General features: G+C 41.3%; 23 protein-coding genes. 9 read left to right on the forward strand and 14 right to left on the reverse strand.

Going from position 1 to position 21,514, the window contains the following annotated elements; translation table 11 throughout:
• Positions 1-9 precede the first annotated feature (9 nt).
• The 9 genes from recN to HC175_RS00890 form a co-directional block, all read right to left on the reverse strand.
• A complete protein-coding gene (gene recN / locus HC175_RS00850) occupies positions 10-1,662 on the reverse strand; it encodes a DNA repair protein RecN (protein WP_168136627.1) in 1,653 nt (550 codons plus the stop codon).
• A 273-nt stretch (positions 1,663-1,935) separates the two neighbouring features.
• A complete protein-coding gene (porD, locus tag HC175_RS00855; RefSeq protein ID WP_168136628.1) occupies positions 1,936-2,823 on the reverse strand; it encodes a type IX secretion system protein PorD in 888 nt (295 codons plus the stop codon).
• Positions 2,816-4,027 carry a bifunctional phosphopantothenoylcysteine decarboxylase/phosphopantothenate--cysteine ligase CoaBC gene (gene coaBC, locus HC175_RS00860; RefSeq protein ID WP_168136629.1) on the reverse strand — a complete coding sequence of 404 codons (1,212 nt, stop codon included), beginning with the start codon at positions 4,025-4,027 and terminating at the stop codon, positions 2,816-2,818. Before coaBC ends, porD begins: the two co-directional genes overlap by 8 nt.
• A gap of 6 nt (positions 4,028-4,033) precedes the next feature.
• The gene (locus HC175_RS00865; protein ID WP_168137109.1) at positions 4,034-4,357 is read right to left on the reverse strand and encodes a DNA-directed RNA polymerase subunit omega; all 324 of its coding nucleotides are present in this window, start codon (positions 4,355-4,357) and stop codon (positions 4,034-4,036) included.
• A 20-nt stretch (positions 4,358-4,377) separates the two neighbouring features.
• Complete coding sequence (locus HC175_RS00870; protein WP_235942488.1) at positions 4,378-5,187, reverse strand: outer membrane protein assembly factor BamD; 810 nt, start codon at positions 5,185-5,187, stop codon at positions 4,378-4,380.
• Between the two features lie 105 nt (positions 5,188-5,292).
• A complete protein-coding gene (gene dapA / locus HC175_RS00875) occupies positions 5,293-6,165 on the reverse strand; it encodes a 4-hydroxy-tetrahydrodipicolinate synthase (RefSeq protein WP_168136631.1) in 873 nt (290 codons plus the stop codon).
• Complete coding sequence (locus tag HC175_RS00880; RefSeq protein WP_168136632.1) at positions 6,165-6,677, reverse strand: DUF6913 domain-containing protein; 513 nt, start codon at positions 6,675-6,677, stop codon at positions 6,165-6,167. Before HC175_RS00880 ends, dapA begins: the two co-directional genes overlap by 1 nt.
• 54 nt (positions 6,678-6,731) lie before the next feature.
• Positions 6,732-7,430, reverse strand: a complete 699-nt coding sequence (locus HC175_RS00885; protein WP_168136633.1) for a hypothetical protein — start codon at positions 7,428-7,430, stop codon at positions 6,732-6,734.
• 110 nt (positions 7,431-7,540) lie between these two features.
• Positions 7,541-8,200 (reverse strand): hypothetical protein, encoded by a 660-nt coding sequence (locus HC175_RS00890; protein ID WP_168136634.1) that lies wholly within the window; start codon positions 8,198-8,200, stop codon positions 7,541-7,543.
• Positions 8,201-8,405: 205 nt separating this feature from the next.
• On the opposite strand from HC175_RS00890, the gene HC175_RS00895 reads away from it, so the two are divergent.
• From HC175_RS00895 to HC175_RS00910, 4 genes are all read left to right on the forward strand, one after another.
• On the forward strand, positions 8,406-9,158 hold the full coding sequence (locus tag HC175_RS00895; protein WP_168136635.1) for a 5'-nucleotidase C-terminal domain-containing protein: 753 nt from the start codon (positions 8,406-8,408) through the stop codon (positions 9,156-9,158).
• The gene (locus HC175_RS00900; protein ID WP_168136636.1) at positions 9,158-10,069 is read left to right on the forward strand and encodes a metallophosphatase; all 912 of its coding nucleotides are present in this window, start codon (positions 9,158-9,160) and stop codon (positions 10,067-10,069) included. Before HC175_RS00895 ends, HC175_RS00900 begins: the two co-directional genes overlap by 1 nt.
• 153 nt (positions 10,070-10,222) lie before the next feature.
• A complete protein-coding gene (locus tag HC175_RS00905) occupies positions 10,223-10,387 on the forward strand; it encodes a hypothetical protein (RefSeq protein WP_168136637.1) in 165 nt (54 codons plus the stop codon).
• The gene (locus tag HC175_RS00910) at positions 10,347-11,645 is read left to right on the forward strand and encodes a hybrid sensor histidine kinase/response regulator (RefSeq protein WP_168136638.1); all 1,299 of its coding nucleotides are present in this window, start codon (positions 10,347-10,349) and stop codon (positions 11,643-11,645) included. The genes HC175_RS00905 and HC175_RS00910 overlap by 41 nt, the downstream gene beginning before the upstream one ends.
• A gap of 494 nt (positions 11,646-12,139) precedes the next feature.
• Here HC175_RS00910 and ligA read toward each other — a convergent pair whose 3' ends face one another.
• The 4 genes from ligA to HC175_RS00930 all read right to left on the reverse strand — a co-directional run bounded on the left by ligA (position 12,140) and on the right by HC175_RS00930 (position 16,193).
• Complete coding sequence (gene ligA, locus HC175_RS00915; protein ID WP_168136639.1) at positions 12,140-14,134, reverse strand: NAD-dependent DNA ligase LigA; 1,995 nt, start codon at positions 14,132-14,134, stop codon at positions 12,140-12,142.
• On the reverse strand, positions 14,131-14,796 hold the full coding sequence (locus HC175_RS00920; protein ID WP_168136640.1) for a VOC family protein: 666 nt from the start codon (positions 14,794-14,796) through the stop codon (positions 14,131-14,133). Before HC175_RS00920 ends, ligA begins: the two co-directional genes overlap by 4 nt.
• Positions 14,793-15,638: a peptide chain release factor N(5)-glutamine methyltransferase gene (gene prmC / locus HC175_RS00925; RefSeq protein ID WP_168136641.1), complete on the reverse strand. Its 846-nt coding sequence runs from the start codon at positions 15,636-15,638 to the stop codon at positions 14,793-14,795. Before prmC ends, HC175_RS00920 begins: the two co-directional genes overlap by 4 nt.
• Positions 15,639-15,707: 69 nt before the next feature.
• Positions 15,708-16,193, reverse strand: a complete 486-nt coding sequence (locus HC175_RS00930; RefSeq protein WP_168136642.1) for a GNAT family N-acetyltransferase — start codon at positions 16,191-16,193, stop codon at positions 15,708-15,710.
• A gap of 154 nt (positions 16,194-16,347) precedes the next feature.
• On the opposite strand from HC175_RS00930, the gene ribD reads away from it, so the two are divergent.
• The 4 genes from ribD to HC175_RS00950 are packed head-to-tail and all read left to right on the forward strand — an operon-like array spanning position 16,348 to position 19,481.
• Positions 16,348-17,397, forward strand: a complete 1,050-nt coding sequence (gene ribD / locus HC175_RS00935) for a bifunctional diaminohydroxyphosphoribosylaminopyrimidine deaminase/5-amino-6-(5-phosphoribosylamino)uracil reductase RibD (RefSeq protein WP_168136643.1) — start codon at positions 16,348-16,350, stop codon at positions 17,395-17,397.
• Entirely contained in the window at positions 17,390-17,998 is a 609-nt protein-coding gene (locus tag HC175_RS00940) for an HAD family hydrolase (RefSeq protein WP_168136644.1), read from the forward strand. Before ribD ends, HC175_RS00940 begins: the two co-directional genes overlap by 8 nt.
• The gene (locus HC175_RS00945) at positions 17,995-18,873 is read left to right on the forward strand and encodes an EamA family transporter (RefSeq protein WP_168136645.1); all 879 of its coding nucleotides are present in this window, start codon (positions 17,995-17,997) and stop codon (positions 18,871-18,873) included. Before HC175_RS00940 ends, HC175_RS00945 begins: the two co-directional genes overlap by 4 nt.
• Positions 18,864-19,481 carry an IMPACT family protein gene (locus HC175_RS00950; RefSeq protein WP_168136646.1) on the forward strand — a complete coding sequence of 206 codons (618 nt, stop codon included), beginning with the start codon at positions 18,864-18,866 and terminating at the stop codon, positions 19,479-19,481. Before HC175_RS00945 ends, HC175_RS00950 begins: the two co-directional genes overlap by 10 nt.
• On the opposite strand, the gene HC175_RS00955 is transcribed toward HC175_RS00950, so the two are convergent.
• A complete protein-coding gene (locus HC175_RS00955) occupies positions 19,475-19,873 on the reverse strand; it encodes an acyl-CoA thioesterase (RefSeq protein WP_168136647.1) in 399 nt (132 codons plus the stop codon). The genes HC175_RS00950 and HC175_RS00955 overlap by 7 nt on opposite strands.
• 212 nt (positions 19,874-20,085) lie before the next feature.
• Between HC175_RS00955 and dnaA the strand changes: the two genes are divergently transcribed.
• Positions 20,086-21,513: a chromosomal replication initiator protein DnaA gene (gene dnaA, locus HC175_RS00960; RefSeq protein ID WP_168136648.1), complete on the forward strand. Its 1,428-nt coding sequence runs from the start codon at positions 20,086-20,088 to the stop codon at positions 21,511-21,513.
• Position 21,514 lies beyond the last annotated feature (1 nt).

The following is a 21,514-nucleotide window of genomic DNA, read 5'->3' on the forward strand; positions in this document are numbered from 1 at the left end:
AAACATCTTTTAATTCAGAAGCGCTTTGGCGTGTGCCACGGCAGATTCGCTAATGTTTTTACCGCCCAGCATCATGGCCAGCTCTTCAATTCTGTCTTCCCCCTTCAATTCCTTGATATTCGTTATCGTGCTGTGGGCTGCATCTTCCTTGTAGATCTTGAAGTGCCTGTCCCCTTTTCCGGCGATCTGCGGAAGGTGAGTAATGACAATAACCTGCATGTTTTTTCCCATTTTCTGAAGGATACCGGCCATTTTTTGGGCAATATCTCCGGAAACTCCGGTGTCGATCTCATCAAAAATTATTGTCGGCAATTGACTGTAGGTGGCTAAAATGCTTTTTACGGCCAGCATTATTCTGGATAATTCCCCGCCCGACGCCGCTTTTTTGATGTCGTTGTAACTTCCGCCTTTGTTAGCAGCAAGTAGCCAGGTAAGTTTATCCTGCCCGTTTGCATAAAATTCCTTCTGTTGCTCCAGCTCGATCTTCAATGTCGCATTCGGCATTCCCAGGTCGTCGAGGATAGTCTCCACTTCCTGAATAAACTTCGGAATAATGCTTTTTCTGGAGGTATGTATCTCTGAAGCTATTTTGTGCAGCTCTTCTTTCTTCTCAAAAATGGCTTTTTCTGAACGCGCTATTTCTTCATCGGCATTTTCTGAAACTGCTACTTTCTTCGCCAGCTCCTCCTGAATTTCCTTCAGTTCCGCCACAGTTGCAACTGCGTGTTTCTTCTGAAGGTTATACAGCACCTGAAGCTTTGCGTTCACCTGCTCCAGTTCCGCCGGATTCGCTTCCACCTTATCTAAAGCCGAATCGAGTTCCGAAGCGATATCGTCAAGTTCGATGTTGACGCTCTGCAGCCGCTCAAACAGCTGATGATATTGATTGGAAATTCCGGAGATCTTCTGAAGACTATTCTTTGCCTCTCTCAAGGAAGCGGCTGCGCCTATCTCCTCCTGCTGAATATTGTTTATGGCACCTCCCAGCTGTTCGGTAAGCTGCTCTACATTGCTCAGCTCCTCATAGCGCTCCTCCAGCTCTTCCTGCATTCCCGGCTCGAGTTTCGCCTGTTGCAATTCGGTAAGCAAAAAAAGGTTGTAGTCATATTCTTTTGTAGCCTGGGCCTGGTCCTCTCTTAATTGCTGAAGTTCTTTCTGAAGCCTTTTAAGTTGCTGCAGCTCTTTTTGATATTCCTTCAGCCTGGCCTCATTTGCGGCCAAAGAGTCGATCACCAGAAACTGATAGTCATTATCTCCCAGGCTCAGGGTCTCATGCTGACTGTGAATATCCAGCAGTCTCTCCCCCAGCGCCTGCAGCGAAGAAAGATTCGCCGGAGTATCATTTATAAACGCCCGACTCTTGCCAGAAGGAAGTATTTCTCTCCTTATGATAGTTTGCGGTTCGTAGTCAAGATCTTCTTCAGCAAAAAGATCTTTCAGGTTGTATGAAGAAATGCTGAAAGTGCCTTCAATGACACATTTCTTTTCTGCATTTCGTATCGCACTAAAATCGGCGCGTTTGCCCAACAATAAAGAAAGCGCACCCAGCATAATGGATTTTCCTGCGCCGGTTTCCCCTGTAATTATTGTAAAGCCACTCCGAAGATCCATCTGTATATCTTCGATGAGGGCGTAATTCTTAATAGAGAGATTTGTGAGCAAAAGCCTGTAAAATTTCGTTAAAGATAAAGTAATTTATAATTGCCGATCAGCAATTAACACACGACAAATTTAAAAGAATCGAAGACGAAGCACCAAATTACAAAAGGATTTAAAATTCAAAATTCAGGGTTCAGAATTCTATTGTGGGAATTGTGCTGCCAAAGGTTTCCCTCCGATTACGCAGATTTGAACCCCTCCATGTTTTGACTCCTGGCTCTTAAATCTTGGCTCTTTATAAACTGATCACCGACCACTGAATACTGAATACTGAACTTAGTACCTAATATTCCCCCACTTTTCTGAATGGGTAGGAGCCATGGCATTGAGCGCATCTACCACTTCCCGAATGTCTACAGATGGGCCGCCACTAAAGATCTGCTGCACTTCATCTGCTTTGGCATCAAAAAATGTTCTTACAAGAAGGGAGTTGGGCCTGCGACTATGCATTCTTCGAAGATCAACAATTGCGACAGCGATCTCTTTCTTGCCTTCAACTGGCGACATGTGCATTACGTCCAGCCCTTGTCTATGATAGGTATAAAGCGCATTGCGGTATCCGGAATAGGTGTTGGAAAGCAAATCGGCATTCAATTGATATCTGGATCTACTGCCATCTGTAGCTTTCCATCCTCCATGTGCCCCCTGTTGGGCTGTACCCACAATTTGATTTGCAGTTTGAAAATGTGCCGTGCCACCCTGTTCAATAAACGTATCGGCATCAAGTCCTAAGATGGTGTAAGCGTAAAAACTAATGATCGAAACCAGATTGGACTCGTATTGGTTAGGACTGTAACTAAATGGCTGATACTCGGTATAAGAAAATGCGAGCTGTTCGTCATTAAAATTAAATACCGGGCTTACCATGGTCGATCCAAAAACGGGACGGGAGGATTGCACCTGAATGGTTCCCGTAAAATCATTGCCGTCATAACTGTTAATATTGATGAACATACTACAGTTGATTCGCTCCTGCGGAAGAAACTCCTGACTGGTCCACCTGGTTTGGTTGATGAATTCTGTTAGAGAATTTTCCAGGGTTTTGAACACAGAAGCATTTGCCTGCCCCGTTTGCTCGGCATTTATAACTACCTGGCAATTGAGCTCCTGTGCGACAGCTGTCCCACCAAATATCATCAAAACAACCGTCAATATTTTACGCATTGAGTAACCCAATTATTTCAGTTAATATATCCTGAGCCACTTCTTTCTTCGATTTTAGATCGAAGGCCTTTAAAGTTCCATTACGAAACAGGATCTTGATCTTGTTAGTTTCAGATTTAAATCCGGCACCCTGGTCATTCAAGGAATTAAGAACAATAAAATCGAGATTTTTCCTTTCCAGTTTTCCGGCTGCATTTTCTTCTTCATTTTCAGTTTCCAACGCAAATCCCACTAAGACCTGATTCTTTCTAGCACTTCCTAAAGTAGCCAAAATATCGGGATTTTTTACCAGTTCCAGCTCCATGATCTCCGAAGATTTCTTGATCTTTTGTGTGGCTGAAATTCTTGGTCGATAATCTGAAACTGCAGCCGAAGCGATAGCAACATCAACTTCAGAAAAATACTTTGTAGTGGCCTCAAACATCTCCATTGCACTCTGCACCCTTATCAATTTGATATCTTCATTCGGGTTTTGCAAATGAGTAGGGCCCGAGATCAGAATAACTTCAGCACCCGCAGCATGAGCAGCAGCAGCAAGTTCATAGCCCATTTTGCCGCTGGAGTGGTTTCCTATAAAACGTACGGGATCAATAGCTTCGTATGTAGGCCCGGCGGTAATTAATACCTTTTTCTTTCTTAGCGGAAGATTTGAAGATAAATGTTCCTCAATAAAATGAAGAATATCCTCAGGTTCTGCCATTCGCCCTTCCCCAGATAGTCCGCTGGCAAGCTCCCCAGAGGTTGCGGGGATCATGACATTCCCAAAAGATTGCAGCTTTTCAAAATTTTCTTTGGTAGAAGGATGCCTGTACATATCAAGATCCATCGCTGGTGCGAAAAAAACAGGACATTTTGCAGAAAGGTAGGTTGCAAGCAGGAAGTTATCGCTGTTTCCTGTGGCCATCTTGGAAAGCGTATTTGCCGTTACAGGAGCAATAAGTAAAAGATCGGCCCAAAGACCTAACTCCACATGATTATTCCATTGCTTTTTATGGTCTTCCTCTTTTGTAAAAGAGGAGATCACTTCGTTCTTGGAAAGTGTGGAAAGTGTGAGCGGAGTAACAAATTCTTTGGCAGCGGGGGTCATCACCACCTTTACCTCTGCCCCGGCCTTTATCAAAAGCCGTACTAAAAATGCTGTTTTATAAGCGGCAATACCCGCGGTAACGCCGAGAAGTATTTTTTTGCCGCTTAATACAGACATATGAAATTATTCTTCGCTTTTAGTGTTGCGATGATAAATTTTCCCATCAAGCCATTCCTGAACAGCTAAAGCATGTGGCTTAGGTAATTTTTCGTAAAATTTGGAAACTTCAATTTGCTCCTTGTTTTCGAAGATCTCATCTAAACTATCATTATAAGTAGCGAATTCATCCAGCTTCTCAAGAAGTTCCTTTTTGATCTCTGAGTTGATCTGGGTCGCCCTTTTGGCAACTATTGAGATCGCTTCATAAATATTATTTGTAGAAGCATCGATCTTGTTCTTGTCAAGAGTCGTAGTGTTTATTGGAGCATCTGTCTTCTTTAGATCTATCATATTCTCGTCGTCTAAAATTATAATTGTTGTTCTTTTTGTTCGATATCCTTAATGGCTGCCTCAGCAAGGCCAATAAATTCACCTTCAGGATAATATCTCTTGTAATCTTCGTAATAATCACGCGCCCTGGCTAACCTCTCGGGCATGGCATAGGCATAACTGTTGACGGCATAAATATAAGCCGATTCAAATCTGTAATAAAAAGCTTTTTCTCTAAAAGGAGATCCTGGATATTCAGAAATAAAATTATCAAAAGCAGTCATAGCAGCAATGTAACTTTCTGTATGATGATACTGCTTTGCAATCTCATAGGCTTTCTTTTCAAGCTTTACACGTAGTTCTGTGACCAAATCATTGGCTTCATCCATGTGCGTGCTTTCAGGAAACCTGTTAATGAATTCCTGCAGTTCCCCTATGGCCTTGTCAGTTTCTGACTGGTCTAAATAATATGGCGGGGAAAGGAAGTAATAACTTTTAGCTCCTTTATAGGCTGCCTCTTCAAGTTTTTCACTTTCGGGATAGGTTTCTACAAACCGTTCAAACTGGTATCCGGCGAGGTAATAATCATTTAACTGATAGTAAGTGTCAGCAAACAGAAACATTAATTTCTGGCCCTGAGGTTTGCCGCGATATTCCGGAACCAGTTGTTCGAAAAGCCTTAGCGCTTTTCGGTACTTTCTCCTGCTATTTTCTTCTGCGGCTTCATTGTAAAGCTTCTCGGCAGTTGAATATTTAAGGCTTGTGTCTTTGCTTTTCAGCACCTTTTGATATTCTCCACAAGAAGTAAAGAGAAAAACTATACTTAAAAATAAGATTATTTTCTTCATTCCGAATTTTAACATCTGGCAAAAATACTCTTTTCTACCTTATTATAAAAACTTTAGTTTCAGCCGGATTTCCGCTGAAAATAAAGGTCTGCTACAGCGTAGTGACTAAAAATTATCTATAAAAGCATCGATCTTTTGAGCAAGACTTTCAGTTGAAGAAACCAACGGTAAACGAAGATTGTTCTCAACGATATCCTTCTTCTTAAGAAGTGCTTTTATTCCAACTGGATTCCCTTCAGCAAAAATGAGATCTATTGAAGGAGCGATCTTGTAGTGTAACTTGTAAGCCGCGTCTACTTCCCGGTCAAGGCCTAATTTTACCATTTTTGAGAACTCAGCCGGAAGACCCTGTGCAATTACGGAGATCACCCCGTGTCCTCCCGCAAGCACCATAGGAAGGGTGATCATATCATCACCAGATATTACCAAAAAATCTCCTGGCACCGCCTCGATCACCTTCATTGCCTGCACCATATCTCCCGCTGCTTCTTTGATCCCTATGATATTTTCCACTTGAGCCAATCGCTTCACAGTTTCGGGCAACATGTTGGAACCGGTTCTTCCGGGAACATTGTACATGATTATAGGCTTTGGCGATGCCGCTGCTACGGCCTTATAATGCTGAAAAATTCCTTCCTGTGAAGGCTTGTTGTAATATGGAGATACAGAAAGCACTGCATCAAAGGCTTCAAGATTTGTATGCTTCACCTCTTCCACAACTTGCGCAGTATTATTACCCCCAATACCCAGAACAAGAGGAATACGCCCGTTATTTTCTGAAACCACAGTATCTATGACCAGTTGCTTCTCTTCTGTTGTAAGGGTTGCGCTTTCACCAGTGGTACCAAGAACTACCAGGTAATTGATGCCATTTTCGATCTGGAAATTCACCAGCTTCCTTAGTGCATTAACGTCTACCGAAAGGTCATTTTTGAACGGAGTGATCAATGCTACCCCGGTTCCATGAAATTTATTCATTATGCTGTTGTTTTTAAAATTTTCAAATACTCCTTAAGTTCTACAGTGAAAACTTCAGGCTTATCAAGCTCTGCGGAAATATTCAGGTCAAAAATGCCATTTTTATCTTGCGTTTTTCGACCTACCTTCAGCCGTGCCCGCATGACAGAAACGAGAAAATCGGCCATTTTATTTTTAGCGGAAGTAAAAGATATAAGCACGTCGTAATTGGCAGTCAGAAAAGCTGAAGACGTTTCACTCCAAGCACCGTTCCAGCTGAAATCTTTCAATGAAATAAATGGCTGCTCAAAAATGTCATTTTTGGGACCTCTTTTGTGGCAGATGATAATTTCCAGATCGCCCTCCTGAAGATCGAGTTCCTCCTGAAAGCGTTGGAATGTGGTAATAGCATTTTCATCACCTGGCTCCAGAAGAACAGCTATTTTTCCCCTTTTTGAATCAGCAGCCGACAGGTCTGCATAACCCTGCAATCTTTTGCGCGCTAACGCAATCTTGATATCTGAAATTTTCACCCCGCAAAATTAGGAATTATAACAACACAAGAAACGGGTTGCACCTGAATTTACTTACACAAGATGGAGCAGCCGAAGTTTCTTTTCGCGAGTGACATAAAAGAGGAACACTAATTTTAAAGCTGCGAATTTTATAAGCGTACCTACCACCTCAACACTCATATCCCTGAAATAAAAGACCTCCATATCGCGAAGTACATCCGAAAATATGAAGGAAAGGGTAAGGCAAATGAAGAATACCGATTTCTTAGAAAAGGAATTGAGGTAATATACCAGTGCAGCAATGGCCAGAAACAGAATATTCAGATAATAGATAATGTACAGAGAAAAGGTAAAGCTATTATTTACGCTGGGTTCAATTTCCAGTACATGAATGGATAACAGGTAGACGTAGATGGCTATTATGGCGAGGAAATATAGAGAAGTGAAGCGGCTGCCCTTTTCATATTCTGTGTGTTTAATAGCCTCTCTTGCAAGAAATATGTAACTCACCAGCCACAACCCCAGCTTCACCTGTTCAAAATACCAGAGATTTTTAAAACATGTGACAATAGTCGCCGCAACAGCAAGGGAAACAAACAATAGAAAATTGAGGTTCTTGAGAGGCGCCCTTTTGAGGTAATAGAAGGTTAATGGGAGGAAAAACAGTAGTTCTCCACCTCTTCTCATCCAGAAATCTTCATTAATGATACCTGCAATGTTTACAATAATCGCAAGGATTGTAAGGGAGGCAAAAACAATCTTTGGTTTCATATTTCAGGAAATATCCGGGTGCAATATAAAAATAATGTCAATAAAAAGTAAAGTTTGTTTAGATTTTAGCAATTGAATCTAAAATTAACTGCGGGTTTGCTTTCATTGTCTCAGAAGCCAGGGAGCCTCATGGATGGTCTTCGGTTTATCGCGTGTTTCACCATTGCGAAATATGCCAGAACATGGAAAAGCGGAAAAAAAATATTCACGCTGATATCAGATATCACAAAGAGCTTGAAGAACAGGGAAAGTTCAGAAATAAGTAAGGAGGCTGAAGCCAGCATTAGCCAAAGTGAGGCGTAATGCGATTTTAGAAGGTACTGGGTGAAAGTTATTGCAAGTAGCAGGGAAAGAGAAATGATATAAAAATAAATAACCATCTTTAAAGAGGGAACGACCTGTGGCACGAGATCGGCAATAGTATAATAAAGAAAAGCAAGAAATCCATACATGATCATCAACGAGAAGAATTCCACAAGATGCATTCTGGATTTTTGAAAACCAGTAATTGCAAAAATGTACAGGATCAAAATGGCTGCGCTAAATGACCAGAAGATCAATTCAATATTTTCACCAAAATCCTGAAGCATAAAAAGATCACGTGCATAAAGGAGAAGCAATGCCACGACCATAGGCAAAAACCATCTTTGTGCCACAACCCTATAGTACAGGATGAGGGTGGGAACTAAAAGAACAGTAGCAATGGCAGCCAGCTGCTCAAAGGAGAAAATAGATCCCACAATAAAAAGGAGACCCAGGAGCGTGAACAACCATAAAACTTTTTGATGGGCCTTCACCTAATTCCGGTAATTTTTACGCATATATTTCTACTTATTCTGAGGAAAAGTAAATATTTTTTCCGAGTATGCTGCAAAATCAATTAAAAATGTCATAATAACTCACTTTTCTGAAAAATTTATTTTTTTTCAGTCATCCCAGAGGAAGTTCCTATTTTTGTGACCAACCATATCAAACATGAAGAAATTTTCCCTTCTGCTCATCCTGGCCCTGGCCTCCTGCAAACTTTCACCAGATTACGCACCTGAAAGGATTGAAGGTAAACAACTCACAATTTCTGACAGTATTCCGCCGAATGCGTCTATCAGTGAATTTATTGAACCTTACAGGGAAAACATTGAAAAGGAAATGAACCTCGTGCTCTCCTATGCACCGGTTGACCTTACAAAAAGTGAAGGGGAATTAAATACGGCAATAGGTAATATGATGGCCGATGCCGTAATGGAGCTTGGAAATCCCATTTTTACGAAAAGGACCGGTAAGACCATCGATATTGTACTGCTCAACTATGGCGGAATAAGATCTTCAATTGGCAAAGGGGAGATCACCACTCGTACGGCCTACGAGGTAATGCCGTTCGAAAACGAATTGGTCATTGCCCACTTAAAAGGAGAAGATGTTCGGGAAATGGTGAGATATCTTATAGATGACGGCAGCGCTCATCCCGTTGCCGGGATTGAGCTTGAAATTGGAGAGGACAACACGATTAAAAAAATGCTCATCCAGGGAAAACCCTTAAATGACGAGCAATTGTATTTTGTTGCCACCCATGATTATTTACTTCAGGGAGGCGATAATATGACCTTCTTTTCCAACGCCCAGGAGGTAACACCGCTCAATTATAAGATCAGGAACATCCTTATTGATTACTTCAGGCAATACGACACTATTGCCCCCGTTAGAGATCAAAGGTTTATAAGAAGTAAATAATGAAAAGAAGAACTTTTTTAAAACGCAGTGCAGCAGCAGGAGCTCTTGCAGGAGCAGGAAGCTTAGGCCTCTTATCCTTTTCTTCTGAAAAGACCTTTAAGCACATCACGATATTGCATACTAATGATGTTCACAGTCATATCGACCCTTTTGACAGGGACCATCCACAATTCCCGGGAATGGGAGGTGTAGCGAGAAGATTCACGCTTATTGAAAACATAAGAAGAGAGAATCCAAATACCCTGTTACTGGATGCAGGTGACATTTTTCAGGGTGCGCCATATTTTAATTTCTATGGCGGGGAACTGGAATTTAAGCTTATGAGCAAGATGAAGTACGATGCAGCCACCATTGGGAACCACGATTTTGACAATGGCATTGATGGTTTGGCAGCCCAACTTCCTCATGCAGATTTCAAATTCCTGAGTGCCAATTACAATTTCAAAAATACTATTCTTGATGGGCAGGTTCAGCCTTACCACGTTTTTGTAAAAGATGACATCAGGATCGGAGTTTTTGGCTTAGGGATCAAGCTGGAAGGTTTGGTAAACAAAAACCTCTATAAAGAGACTGTCTATCAGGACCCCGTGGAAATGGCCACCCAAACCGTTCAAAAGCTAAAAGAAAATGAGAAATGTGATTTGGTGATATGTCTTTCTCACCTTGGATATAATTACCGAGATGAGACTATAAGCGACATGAAATTAGCATCGCTAACACGAAATATCGATCTCATTATAGGTGGACATACTCACACTTTCCTGCCTAAGCCTACAGTAACTAATAACCTCGACGGAAATAACGTGCTTGTGAACCAGGTGGGATGGGCTGGCGTAAATCTCGGAAGGATCGACTTTTTCCTTGATCCCGAAGGAGGTAAAAACAGTAAGGGCGCAACAATCCTTGTTTAAAATTTACCATAAATTTATATCTACCTGCTGCATCTGCCGCATTCTCGTGACCATATATTTTATAGTTTTACTATAATCAATTTAATTTCAAGGAGATAAAAACGGAGCGTATTTTCCCCCCTATTAAACACTTCTCCTGTTAAAGATCTCCTTATGATGTGGGGTCCTTACCCTAATATTTATGGGGAGATCAAAAGTTATTCAGGGGAATTGGTTTTCTGGCTACTTTCTGCTAATGGAGCCGGGATCGTGGTCACATTTAAAAGAACCCTTGGTATTGAAGATCTTGCTCCCCGGCCTGCAGGTACAGAGTCCTAATTATTTTCTGTGGGTTTTGGTGAGTCTTCTAATCATACTCCTGGTTGTATTAATCTTTGCTTTTCTCCTCAAGTATAAAGTAGATGTCACCACCAGGGCCTTATGGAGAAGGAACAGGCAACTTACTTTGGCAAAAGAAAAAGCTGAAGAGAACGAAAGATTAAAAACGATCTTTCTTCAAAACATGTCTCATGAGATAAGAACCCCAATGAACGGGATCATTGGCTTTCTAAGCCTCCTCAAGCAACCTGATCTCGATGCCGAATCCCGTCAAAAGTATATTGACATTGTAAGCAAAAGCGGAAAAAGATTATTGACCACCATCAACAATATCATTGAAATTTCAAAGATCGATTCAAAACAAATAGAAGTTCGGAATACCCAGGTAGATCTCATTGAGATCCTGAACTTTTATTACAATTTTTTCCTTCCGCAGGCAAAGGAAAGAAAGCTGGAGTTCAGGCTTAATTGCTTGATCCCGCCAGAAGACGCAACAATATTAACAGATAAGTTTATACTGGATAACATTCTCACCAATCTTATCAATAATGCTTTGAAATTCACAAAACAGGGATCGGTAGAACTTGGAGCCTCCGTAATGGAAAAGGAAGTATTATTCTATGTCAAGGACACAGGTATTGGCATCCCAAAGGAGCGTCAAAATGCCATTTTTGAAAGGTTTGTACAGGCGAATCTAAGCATGACAAGGGCGCATGAAGGTTCGGGACTGGGCTTGGCTATTGTCAAAGCTTATGTCGAAATCCTTAAAGGAAAGATCTGGCTTGAATCGCGAGAGGGAGAAGGCAGCACCTTCTCTTTCACTATTCCCTATGTCCCTTCGGAAGCTCCTCAGGAACCTGACACTGATGCCCAGCAGGAAAAACTTGAGACAGAGACCTTGAAGATCCTCATTGCAGAAGATGACAACATTAGTTTTCTTTTCATTCAGCAGCTCCTGAAGTCTCCCCAAATAACGCTGTTGCGTGCTAAAGACGGCAGCAACGCTGTTGAGCTGGCACGCAGAAATCCCGATCTTTCCCTGATCCTTATGGATATTAAAATGCCGCTGCTCAACGGGATCGAAGCTACTCACCAGATAAGGCAATTTAATCCCAGCGTACCCATAATTGCACAAAGTGCCTATACATTTTCAGGAGAACAGGAACAGGCGATAAAAGCAGGATGTAATGATTATATCACCAAACCCATCAACAAGAACATTCTACTTCAGCTAATCAAAAAATATACCCAGCAATAAATTTTCGGTAAATAAGGTCCGCAGAAAAACAGATCATTGCTTAAAATAAATTTCCTGCGCTAAGGCCCTTTTCCAGGGTGATACTTAAATATGTCTGACTCTATTTTTTAAGAATTTCTTTGTAAAAGAGATGATTTAAATCATGATTTTACTACCAGTTCCTGTTGTAGCTTTGCAACGCAAAAACAGAGCTGAACTTTTGATTTTTAGTATAATATGACTTTTTTCAGATTTGGTGCGAAACAGAAGATAGAATTCCAATATCTCAAAGTTGGGTTAAACTCAATAGCAGAGGCACCTGCTACACATCAAAAAACTAATTTTGCTTTGCTTTTGCAGAAAAACAGATGATTGTTAATTAAAAAGTTGACCATGATCAAAAGAATGTTTCTTAGAAGTTACAGACAAATGTGTTTTCAACAGAGATCGATGCTGGCTATCGTTCTTATTCTTTCAGTTATTCTAACAGCAATAATTTCAACCAGCTACTAAGCTCACTCCAGCATTTTCAGGAACTTCTGCTCATCGATAATTGGGATCCCGAGGTTTTCGGCCTTTGCCAGTTTGCTGGGACCCATATTTTCGCCGGCAACAACATAATTTGTTTTAGAAGATATGGAGCCAGAAACTTTGCCACCATTATCTTCGATCAGCTTTTTCAAGTCATTGCGGGACATATTAAAAACTCCGGAAACAACAAATGACTGGCCTTCCAGTTTATTGGTCTGGTTGGCTAATTTCTCAGCAGAAATCTCCAGCTGCACTCCGTAGTTCTGCAGTCGTTTCACTACCTCTACATTTTCCTGGGAAGAAAAGAAGTCCACTACGCTTTCTGCAATACGCTCTCCAATTTCCTCAACAGATTCCAGTTCCTCTTTGGAAGCCTGCATTAATTTTTCAACCGTTTTAAAATGCCTGGCCAGCTTTTTTGCTACAGTTTCGCCAACATACCTTATTCCTAACGCGAACAACACCCTTTCAAAAGGAATGGCTTTGGAATTCTCAATGCCATTGATAAGATTATCTGCCGACTTTTCGGCCATGCGCTCAAGAGGCAGGATCTGTTCCTTTTTCAACTCATACAGGTCGGCGTAATTCCCTATAAGGCCTTCATTGACAAATAATGCCACCGTTTCTCCACCAAGCCCTTCGATATCCATGGCTTTTCTCGATATAAAATGCTGAATACGACCAATGATCTGCGGAGGGCAACCATTGGAATTAGGACAGTAATGCTGCGCCTCACCTTCATTTCTCACTAAAGGAGTATCACACTCAGGGCATTCAGAAATGTAGTTTGTAGGTGCTGTATTGGGATCCCGTTTGGTAAAATCGACACCAATGATCTTGGGAATGATCTCCCCGCCTTTTTCAACATAGACCTCATCTCCTTCCCTGATATCGAGTTTTTCAATTTGATCGGCATTATGTAGGGAGGCTCTTTTGACTGTAGTTCCTCCCAATTGCACCGGCTCCAGATTGGCCACCGGAGTAATTGCACCCGTACGCCCCACCTGATAGGTGATCTTGGTGAGCCTGGTCGAAACCTGCTCGGCCTGGAATTTATATGCCATAGCCCAGCGTGGTGCCTTTGCTGTATATCCCAGTTCCTCCTGCTGGTGAAGATCATTTACTTTGATGACCACACCATCTGTCTCGTAGGGAAGATCGTGACGATGCACATCCCAGTAATTCACGAAATCAAGAACTTCCTTCAGGTTTTTGGCCAATTTGGCTTCCTGTGGAACTTTAAATCCCCACTGCCTGGCTTTTTGAAGACTTTCAAACTGCGTTTTAATGTCTCCAAGGTTCCCCGATAAATTGTAAAGCAAACAGTCTAAAGGCCTTTTTGCCACCTCACCGCTGTCCTGGAGCTTTAAACTGCCCGAAGCTGTGTTCCTTGGATTTGCATAAGGCTCCTCCCCTGCTTCTACGCGAGCAGCATTTAAATGCGCAAAGCCTTCATATGGAAGGACGATCTCTCCCCTTATTTCGAATTTTTCTGGATAATCGCTCCCCTTCAGTTTTAAAGGTACAGAGCGAATAGTACGCACATTATTAGTAACATCATCGCCTTTAAAACCGTCACCCCTTGTCACCGCCTGTTTAAACGCTCCATTTTCATAGGTGAGGCTAATTGAGGCTCCGTCGAACTTTAGTTCGCAGGTATAGTTTACTTCACCATCCACCTGTTTTCTAATCCTTTTTTCCCAGTTTTCCAGGTCTTCCTTAGAGTAGGAATTGTCTAAAGAGTACATTCTGTGGTCATGGACTACGGTTGCAAAGTTCTTGGTCACCGCACCGCCGACTCTTAAAGTGGGAGAATTTTCATCGTGATACTCGGGATGTTTTTCTTCCAGCTCCTGTAGCTCCTTTAACTTTTGATCAAAATCATAGTCAGAAATTTCAGGCTTATCCAGTACGTAGTACAAATAATTATGGCGGTGCAGTTCTTCCCGCAGCTGCTTAATTTTTTCTTCAGGTTTCATAGAAGTGTTAGTCTTTCGTCTCTATATGAGGCTCCAAAAATGGCATTTTTGACAGCTATTTTTATTTCAAAGGGAGATGCATGTGCTTTGTCTCCCACCGGGAACCAATCTTTCTCATTTTTATTGATGATAATAAATAATCCCATATCGTCTCCCGTAGCACAGAATCTTTCATAATCACCACTGAATTTCGTTAAGCCGAAATGGGTATTGAGGAAATCAAAATTTGCGCGCACCTGTGAAGTAGCAAGTCCAATCTCGCTGATCCCCAAAATTCCTGCTTCTGAAAATTCCCGGGTTTCCGATTCAAACAAATGTTCCCGTGAAATGAATTCCAGGATATTCTTATCATGGTCGTAGAAATAGACCGATTTTGCCTGCCAGGCTGGAAAATCCATGATCTTGTCCTGTCCATCTCTCAGGATCTCTACCCGCTCCTCCAGCCAGTTCAAAGCTTTAGTTTCCTGCCTTGCAGGAATGTGAAAAGCAATGTGATATGGTTTTGCACCCTCGTCTTTTGCAAATTCAAGCTTTGAATAACCTGCCTCCACCCTAAACACATCCTTAGCGATCCATTGCACCGGAAGGTTTAGAACCTCCTTATAGAAGCGGTATTGCGCTTCAGGTTGAGGAGTATAGATTTTCAGGAATTCGATCTTCATAGTTTAGTTCCGCTTAACATGCGGTCCACTCCGAAAATATCCTTTTTTAATCGGGTTTGGAAATTTTTTTCAGCTAAAAGCATTTCAGTTTCTTTACCGAGGTACTGGTTGATCTCAAAAAAGAGTTTTCCACCAGGATTTAAATTTTCGCCGGCTAATTCTGAAACCTTTCGGTAAAAAAGCAAAGGATCATTATCCTTAACATATAAAGCTGTTTCAGGCTCATAATCGAGCACATTTCGCTGCATCTCCTTTTTCTCCAGTTCCCGGACATAGGGCGGATTGGAAACTATTAGATCGAACTTCTGTGATAACGCGGGTAACGATAAGATATCTTCCTGCTGAAAATCAATTTCCACTTCATTCAAAACTGCATTTTTTCGAGCCACTTCCAAAGCCTTTTCAGAAATATCTACTGCCGAAATCCGGGCATTAGGCAAATGCTTTGCCAGTGCAATGGCTATACAGCCGCTTCCTGTTCCTATATCGAGGATCTGTATTTGCTGGGAGGGCTCGTATTCCTGAAGGATCCACGTTACCAGTTCTTCGGTCTCTGGTCTTGGAATAAGCACATTTTCATTTACCAGAAACTTCATACTATAAAAATAGGTAGCTCCGGTAATGTACTGCACAGGTTCATGCGCCACCAGCCTTTTTAACGCCAGCTCTAACCTCGCCTGTTCCTCCATTGATATCTCCCGCTGTGGATCGAGAGCTATACCAAGTCGTGATAAACCAAGAAACTCCTGCACAAGAATGTTGAAGAAAGAGCCTACTTCCTCCACGGGATAGGCTCCGGCTAAGGTCTCAAAAAAGTGATTTTTAAAGGCTGTTATTGTCATTAATATTTCTGAAAATCAATGTTTTCGTGGTCCATCCCTGGGAAAAAGTTTTAATTTTATAAATGCTCCCTAGAGATCTTTAATCATCCAGACAGAACAGTTATAATGACCAGTGTCTCCTAAAGGTCCCTCCAGGGGAGTGAAACCGCTACGAGCATATAGCTTTTTTGCGTGTTCCATATAAGGCATTGTCTCGAGGTAACATTTTTCGAAGCCTTCTTCCCTGGCAAAACTGAGGCACTTTTGCATCATTTCGGCTCCTGCGCCTTTTCCTCTAATTTCAGGAAGAAAATACATTTTTTGAAGCTCACAGATCTTTTCATTTCCATTGGCTAAAGGTGCGATCCCTGCGCCGCCAATGATCCTGCCATGCTCCTCCACCACAAAATAAGCCTGACCTGGTTTATCATATTCACTGTACATGTCGTTAAGAGAAGCGTCTTCGTAAGCTGTTCCCACTTTTGGTACTCCCATTTCAACCAGAACGCTTTGTACCACCTGTTTCACCTGCAGATTATCTTCAGGTTTTATTTTCCTTATGCTATAATTGCTCATTAATTTCAAAATTATTTGCCAAAAGTACTATATAAGGCGTTTCCTGCCAATATTGACTGCCACAACTTCTGCATTAGAGTGCCGTTCCGGTAGCATGGATCTCCAAAAAATTCTTCCTGAATAAATAATACTTCAGAAATGCTATTTTTGTGCGGTGAGCAATCATGAAAATTATATAGAACGCTGCATCCAGTTAGCCCGGAACGGACTTGGCAACACCTATCCAAATCCTATGGTAGGCAGCGTGATCGTACACCAGGATGTTATCATTGGTGAAGGCTGGCATCAAAAAGCAGGGGAAGCACATGCCGAAGTCCACGCCATTACCGCTGTAAAGAAAAAAAGTCTTCTAAAAGATGCTACTATTTACGTAAGCCTGGAACCCTGCAGCCACTATGGAAAAACCCCTCCCTGCAGTAATCTTATTATTGATAGCGGAATAAAAAAAGTGGTTATTGGAACAGTAGATCCCTTTTCCCAGGTTGCCGGAAAAGGAATTAAGAAGCTTTTTGATGCGGGTTGTGAGGTAAGAGTAGGTGTTCTGGAAGAGGAATGCAGGGAACTGAATAAAAGATTCCTTTCCTTTCATCTTAAAAAGAGGCCGTACATCATCCTAAAATGGGCGCAAAGCAGCGATCACTTTATTAGTCCGATTAATGAGGACAACGCAGAACGCGAACCAATCTGGATCACAAACCAGTATTCGCGGCAGCTGGTCCATAAATGGCGAACAGAAGAACAGGCGATTATGGTGGGAACAAATACTGCCGTAGTTGATAATCCAAAGCTGGACGTTAGATTATGGCAGGGAACCAATCCTGTGAGGGTGGTACTTGACAGGGAGCTTCGAATTCCTGCCGCATCACATTTGTTTGATAACAGCATTAAAACTCTGGTTCTTACCGAAAAAACTTCGGAAGAAAGGGGTGCCAAAAATGTCATTTTTGAGCAGGTAGATTTTCAGGCCGAGATTCCGCAGCAAGTTTGTGAGATCCTTTATAAGTATGAAATTCAGTCCCACATTATTGAAGGGGGAAGGCAGACTCTTCAAACCTTTATCGACGCCGGATTGTGGGACGAAGCGAGAATTTTTACCGGCAAGCAGATGCTGGGAAGCGGAACCAAGGCTCCCAGTCTTCATGGCCGTTTGAGTAGTGAAAAACAGATTGAAGGAGACGAGCTAAAGATCTACAACAATGATTAAAACAATAATTTTTGATTTCGGAGATGTTTTCCTGAACCTCGACAAACCAGCCACGGCCAGAGAATTAAAGAAGTACAATATTTCACATTTTTCAGAAGAGATGCTTCAGAAGAACCTGGAATATGAAAAGGGTTTAATAACTTCCGAAGAGTTCATTGAAAGCTATTGCAGCAGCTTTCCAGATCTTACTTCCGAAGCTTTTACCGGTACCTGGAATTCTATTCTTGTAGATTTCCCGGAACACAGGTTAAAATTTCTTCAGAAATTAAAACAGGAAGGGAAATTTGAACTTATTTTATTAAGCAATACCAATCACATCCATATGGACTGGGTGAAAAAGAATATCGCTTTCTTTGAGGAATTCAAGGCTTGTTTTGATGCTTTTTATCTTTCACAGGAGATCAATCTTCGAAAACCAGATCCCGAGATCTATAAGTTTGTTTTAGGAAAACACAGCCTCGATCCAGATGAAGTGTTATTTATTGATGACACTGCCGAAAACACGGCTGCTGCCTCAAAACTGGGGATCCACACCTGGAATATCGACCCTGTCACTCAAGATGTGACAGACTTATTCACCATTAAAAGCGACCTGTTTTGATCTACCTGTTGCTGAGTGTGCTTTCGTCGAGCGTGATCTTTGTTATTTTCAAGCTGTACGAACGCTTCGGAATAAATACCCTGCAGGCGATCATTTTCAATTATTTCTTCGCCTTTGCAAGTGGAATGCTCGTTGACCAGCAGCCGCTAAATCTTTCTAAAATCATTGGCGAACAATGGTTTTTAGGAACGGTGATCCTTGGCTTTCTCTTTATATCGGTTTTTTACCTGGCAGCCCTCACCACACAGCGCAGCGGATTATCGGTAGTCTCGGTAGCCACAAAAATGTCTGTAGCCATACCTGTGCTTTTTGGAATTTTTCTTTACAACGAAAGTACCGGGCCCATTAAGGTTGCCGGAATCATCCTGGCCATGGCAGCTGTTTATCTCACTTCAATAAAAAAGAAGGAAGGTATTAAGATCAAAAAAAGGAATTTAATTTTTCCAATGCTTGTATTCTTTGGAAGCGGGATCATTGACTCAACTCTTAAATTCCTGGAGACCACTTACGTAGCTGCAGAAGATGTTGCCCTCTTCTCCTCTACTATCTTTGCTATTGCAGGTTGTATTGGAGTATGTATCTTGACCATCCAGGCAGTTCTGGGAAAATTAAGGCTAAGCCTAAGAAATTTAATTGGAGGTATAGCATTAGGCATACCCAATTTTGGATCCATTTACTTTCTTGTACTTGCATTACGTACTGAGGGAATGGAAAGTTCGACTGTTTTTCCATTAAATAATGTTGCAATCGTAATGATCTCCACCTTCCTCGGAATTTTGCTATTTAAGGAGAAAATGCTTCCAAAAAATTGGATAGGCATTGGGCTGGCAATCATGAGCATCATTTTAATCGCAACTTCTGAATCATGGATGTAAAAGATACTTACAGGACGATCACCAGGGCTTCGGAGGAGGTGCTTTTTAAAGATAAGAACAGTAAATTCTTCGGATATGCCTTTCCAGTGACTTCTGAAACTGAAGTTAAGGAACACCTGGAAGACCTGAAAAAAAAACATCATGCTGCGCGGCATTGGTGTTATGCCTGGCAAATAGGTAAAGTCGATCCACAATATCGCGCTAACGATGATGGAGAACCTTCAAATTCGGCCGGAATGCCAATTTACGGTCAAATCCAGTCTTTTGATGTTACCAACATTCTTATTGTAGTTGTTCGATATTTTGGCGGAGTGAAATTAGGCGTTGGAGGTTTGATCCATGCCTATAAAACCACCGCCCAAATGGCATTGGAAGCGTCGAAAATAGTTACCCGGACCATAGATGTAAAATTCGAGATCAAATTTGATTATCCCGAAATGAATAAAGTGATGCGGGTGGTCAAAGAAAACAATTTAAATGTGGTAGATCAAATTCTTGAACTGGATTGCCGTATCATTCTTCTTGTTCGAAAAAAAGAAGCCGAAAGGATCTATGATAAATTTGATGCCACATATAAAGTAGCCATTAAAGAGCTGGAAGATCAATAACCTAATTTTTCCAGTAGGTTTTGCGGACATTTAATGGGCTTGTTCTTTACCATGTCCATAAAAACAAGAGTGGTTTCGGCCTCAGTTAATAATTCTCCGTGCTGATTATATATTAGGTAACGGAAAGAAATTCGGACGCCCGGTTTTTCTTTCAGAAAAGTTTCAATTTTAAGCTCGTCATCAAATTTTGCAGATCTTAAAAATTTGAGATGTAGCTCATAAACAGGAAGCATCACTCCCTCCTCTTCCATCTTTCTATAGGAGATACCAATTGCATCAAGCCAGTCAATTCGGGCGATCTCAAGATATTGCGCATAGTTGCCGTGGTAGACAACTCCCATTTGATCTGTCTCTCCATATCGAACTTTAACATAGGTGGAGTGGCTTTTCATGATTTTTTTATGTGTTTATTTGATTCGGTTTTGTACTTTCACAGAGAACGAAGTATGCTAAAATTTTTGTTAAAATTCAAGTGGCTGGATGTTTTTTTTTCAGATAATTTGTTCACATATTTGTTGCACTAATAAACCCGGGAGAAAGAAAATTTTCTCTTTTTCTTATGGAAGTCACTACTAACACACGAATCGTAAATTTAGAATCCGGAATGTCAGAAACTGCGCAATCAGTTTGGAATAGCTGCCTAGCTTTCATTAAAGATAACATTACACCACAGGCATATAAAACCTGGTTTGAACCTATACAGGCAGTTAAACTTACAGATAAGGCACTGAGCATCCAGGTACCCTCTAAATTCTTCTATGAGTGGCTTGAAGAGCACTATGTTAAACTTCTTAAAGTTTCGTTAAATCGAGTTCTCGGGGATCAGGCGAAATTGGTGTATGTAATAAGGATGGAAAATACCTATGGCAATAAACAACCTTTTACCGAAAAGATTCCAAGCACCAATAGATCGAACATGCAATCTCAGGAAGTAGATGTACCCATAAAGAATAAAAATCCTGAACTTAAGAATCCGTTTATCATTCCCGGAATAAGGAATGTCAAAATTGAATCTCAGTTAAACCCAAGTTACAACTTCGACAATTTCCTGGAAGGAGATTCAAATCGTCTTGCTCGATCTGCAGGATTAGCTGTAGCAAACAAACCAGGAGAAACTTCATTCAACCCCTTGTTGATCTTTGGAGGAGTAGGATTGGGAAAAACACATCTAGCGCATTCCATTGGTATTGAGATCAAGGATAAGTATCCTGAGAAAACTGTACTTTATATTTCTGCCGAAAAATTTACACAACAGTACATAGAGTCTGTCAAGAAGAATAACCGAAATGATTTTATTCATTTCTACCAGATCATAGATGTTCTTATAGTTGATGACATCCAGTTACTTTCCGGAAAAGCAGGAACACAGGATGTCTTCTTCCATATTTTCAATCACCTTCACCAGAACAGGAAACAGGTGATCCTTACCAGCGATAAGGCGCCGGTTGATATGCAGGATATTGAGCAAAGATTGCTTTCCAGGTTCAAATGGGGACTTTCTGCAGAGCTGCAACATCCAGATACTGATACCCGTATCTCTATCATTAAGAATAAACTCTACCGCGATGGCGTAGATATGCCTGAAGAGATTGTAGAATTCCTGGCAAACAATATCAAAACCAATATCCGCGAGCTAGAGGGTGCAATAATTTCCCTTATTGCGCATTCCTCTTTCAATAAGAAGGACATTACCCTTGATCTTGCAAAAAAGATCGTGGATAATTACGTGAAAAACACAAAGCGGGAGGTTTCAATCGATTATATTCAAAAGATAGTGAGCGAGTATTTCCAGATGGATGTTGAAACCCTTCAGTCAAAGACCAGAAAACGCCATATTGTGCAGGCACGGCAACTTGCTATGTTCTTTGCCAAAAAATTCACGAAGGCTTCTTTGGCAAGTATAGGCTCGCAAATTGGAAAAAGAGATCACGCCACTGTATTACACGCCTGTAAAACTGTCGACAACCTCGCGTCAACAGATAAGCAATTCAATAAATACGTTGAGGATATCAACAAAAAACTGACGCTTTAAA

This window comes from Salinimicrobium oceani (genome assembly GCF_012037645.1).

Excerpts from the sequence above, each read along its gene's own strand:
- porD (WP_168136628.1), bottom strand. The coding sequence starts at position 2,823 with ATGCGTAAAATATTGACGGTTGTTTTGATGATATTTGGTGGGACAGCT.
- coaBC (WP_168136629.1), bottom strand. The coding sequence starts at position 4,027 with ATGTCTGTATTAAGCGGCAAAAAAATACTTCTCGGCGTTACCGCGGGT.
- HC175_RS00870 (WP_235942488.1), bottom strand. The coding sequence starts at position 5,187 with ATGAAGAAAATAATCTTATTTTTAAGTATAGTTTTTCTCTTTACTTCT.
- dapA (WP_168136631.1), bottom strand. The coding sequence starts at position 6,165 with ATGAATAAATTTCATGGAACCGGGGTAGCATTGATCACTCCGTTCAAA.
- HC175_RS00885 (WP_168136633.1), bottom strand. The coding sequence starts at position 7,430 with ATGAAACCAAAGATTGTTTTTGCCTCCCTTACAATCCTTGCGATTATT.
- HC175_RS00895 (WP_168136635.1), top strand. The coding sequence starts at position 8,406 with ATGAAGAAATTTTCCCTTCTGCTCATCCTGGCCCTGGCCTCCTGCAAA.
- HC175_RS00900 (WP_168136636.1), top strand. The coding sequence starts at position 9,158 with ATGAAAAGAAGAACTTTTTTAAAACGCAGTGCAGCAGCAGGAGCTCTT.
- HC175_RS00905 (WP_168136637.1), top strand. The coding sequence starts at position 10,223 with ATGATGTGGGGTCCTTACCCTAATATTTATGGGGAGATCAAAAGTTAT.
- ligA (WP_168136639.1), bottom strand. The coding sequence starts at position 14,134 with ATGAAACCTGAAGAAAAAATTAAGCAGCTGCGGGAAGAACTGCACCGC.
- HC175_RS00920 (WP_168136640.1), bottom strand. The coding sequence starts at position 14,796 with ATGAAGATCGAATTCCTGAAAATCTATACTCCTCAACCTGAAGCGCAA.
- prmC (WP_168136641.1), bottom strand. The coding sequence starts at position 15,638 with ATGACAATAACAGCCTTTAAAAATCACTTTTTTGAGACCTTAGCCGGA.
- HC175_RS00930 (WP_168136642.1), bottom strand. The coding sequence starts at position 16,193 with ATGAGCAATTATAGCATAAGGAAAATAAAACCTGAAGATAATCTGCAG.
- HC175_RS00940 (WP_168136644.1), top strand. The coding sequence starts at position 17,390 with ATGATTAAAACAATAATTTTTGATTTCGGAGATGTTTTCCTGAACCTC.
- HC175_RS00950 (WP_168136646.1), top strand. The coding sequence starts at position 18,864 with ATGGATGTAAAAGATACTTACAGGACGATCACCAGGGCTTCGGAGGAG.
- HC175_RS00955 (WP_168136647.1), bottom strand. The coding sequence starts at position 19,873 with ATGAAAAGCCACTCCACCTATGTTAAAGTTCGATATGGAGAGACAGAT.
- dnaA (WP_168136648.1), top strand. The coding sequence starts at position 20,086 with ATGTCAGAAACTGCGCAATCAGTTTGGAATAGCTGCCTAGCTTTCATT.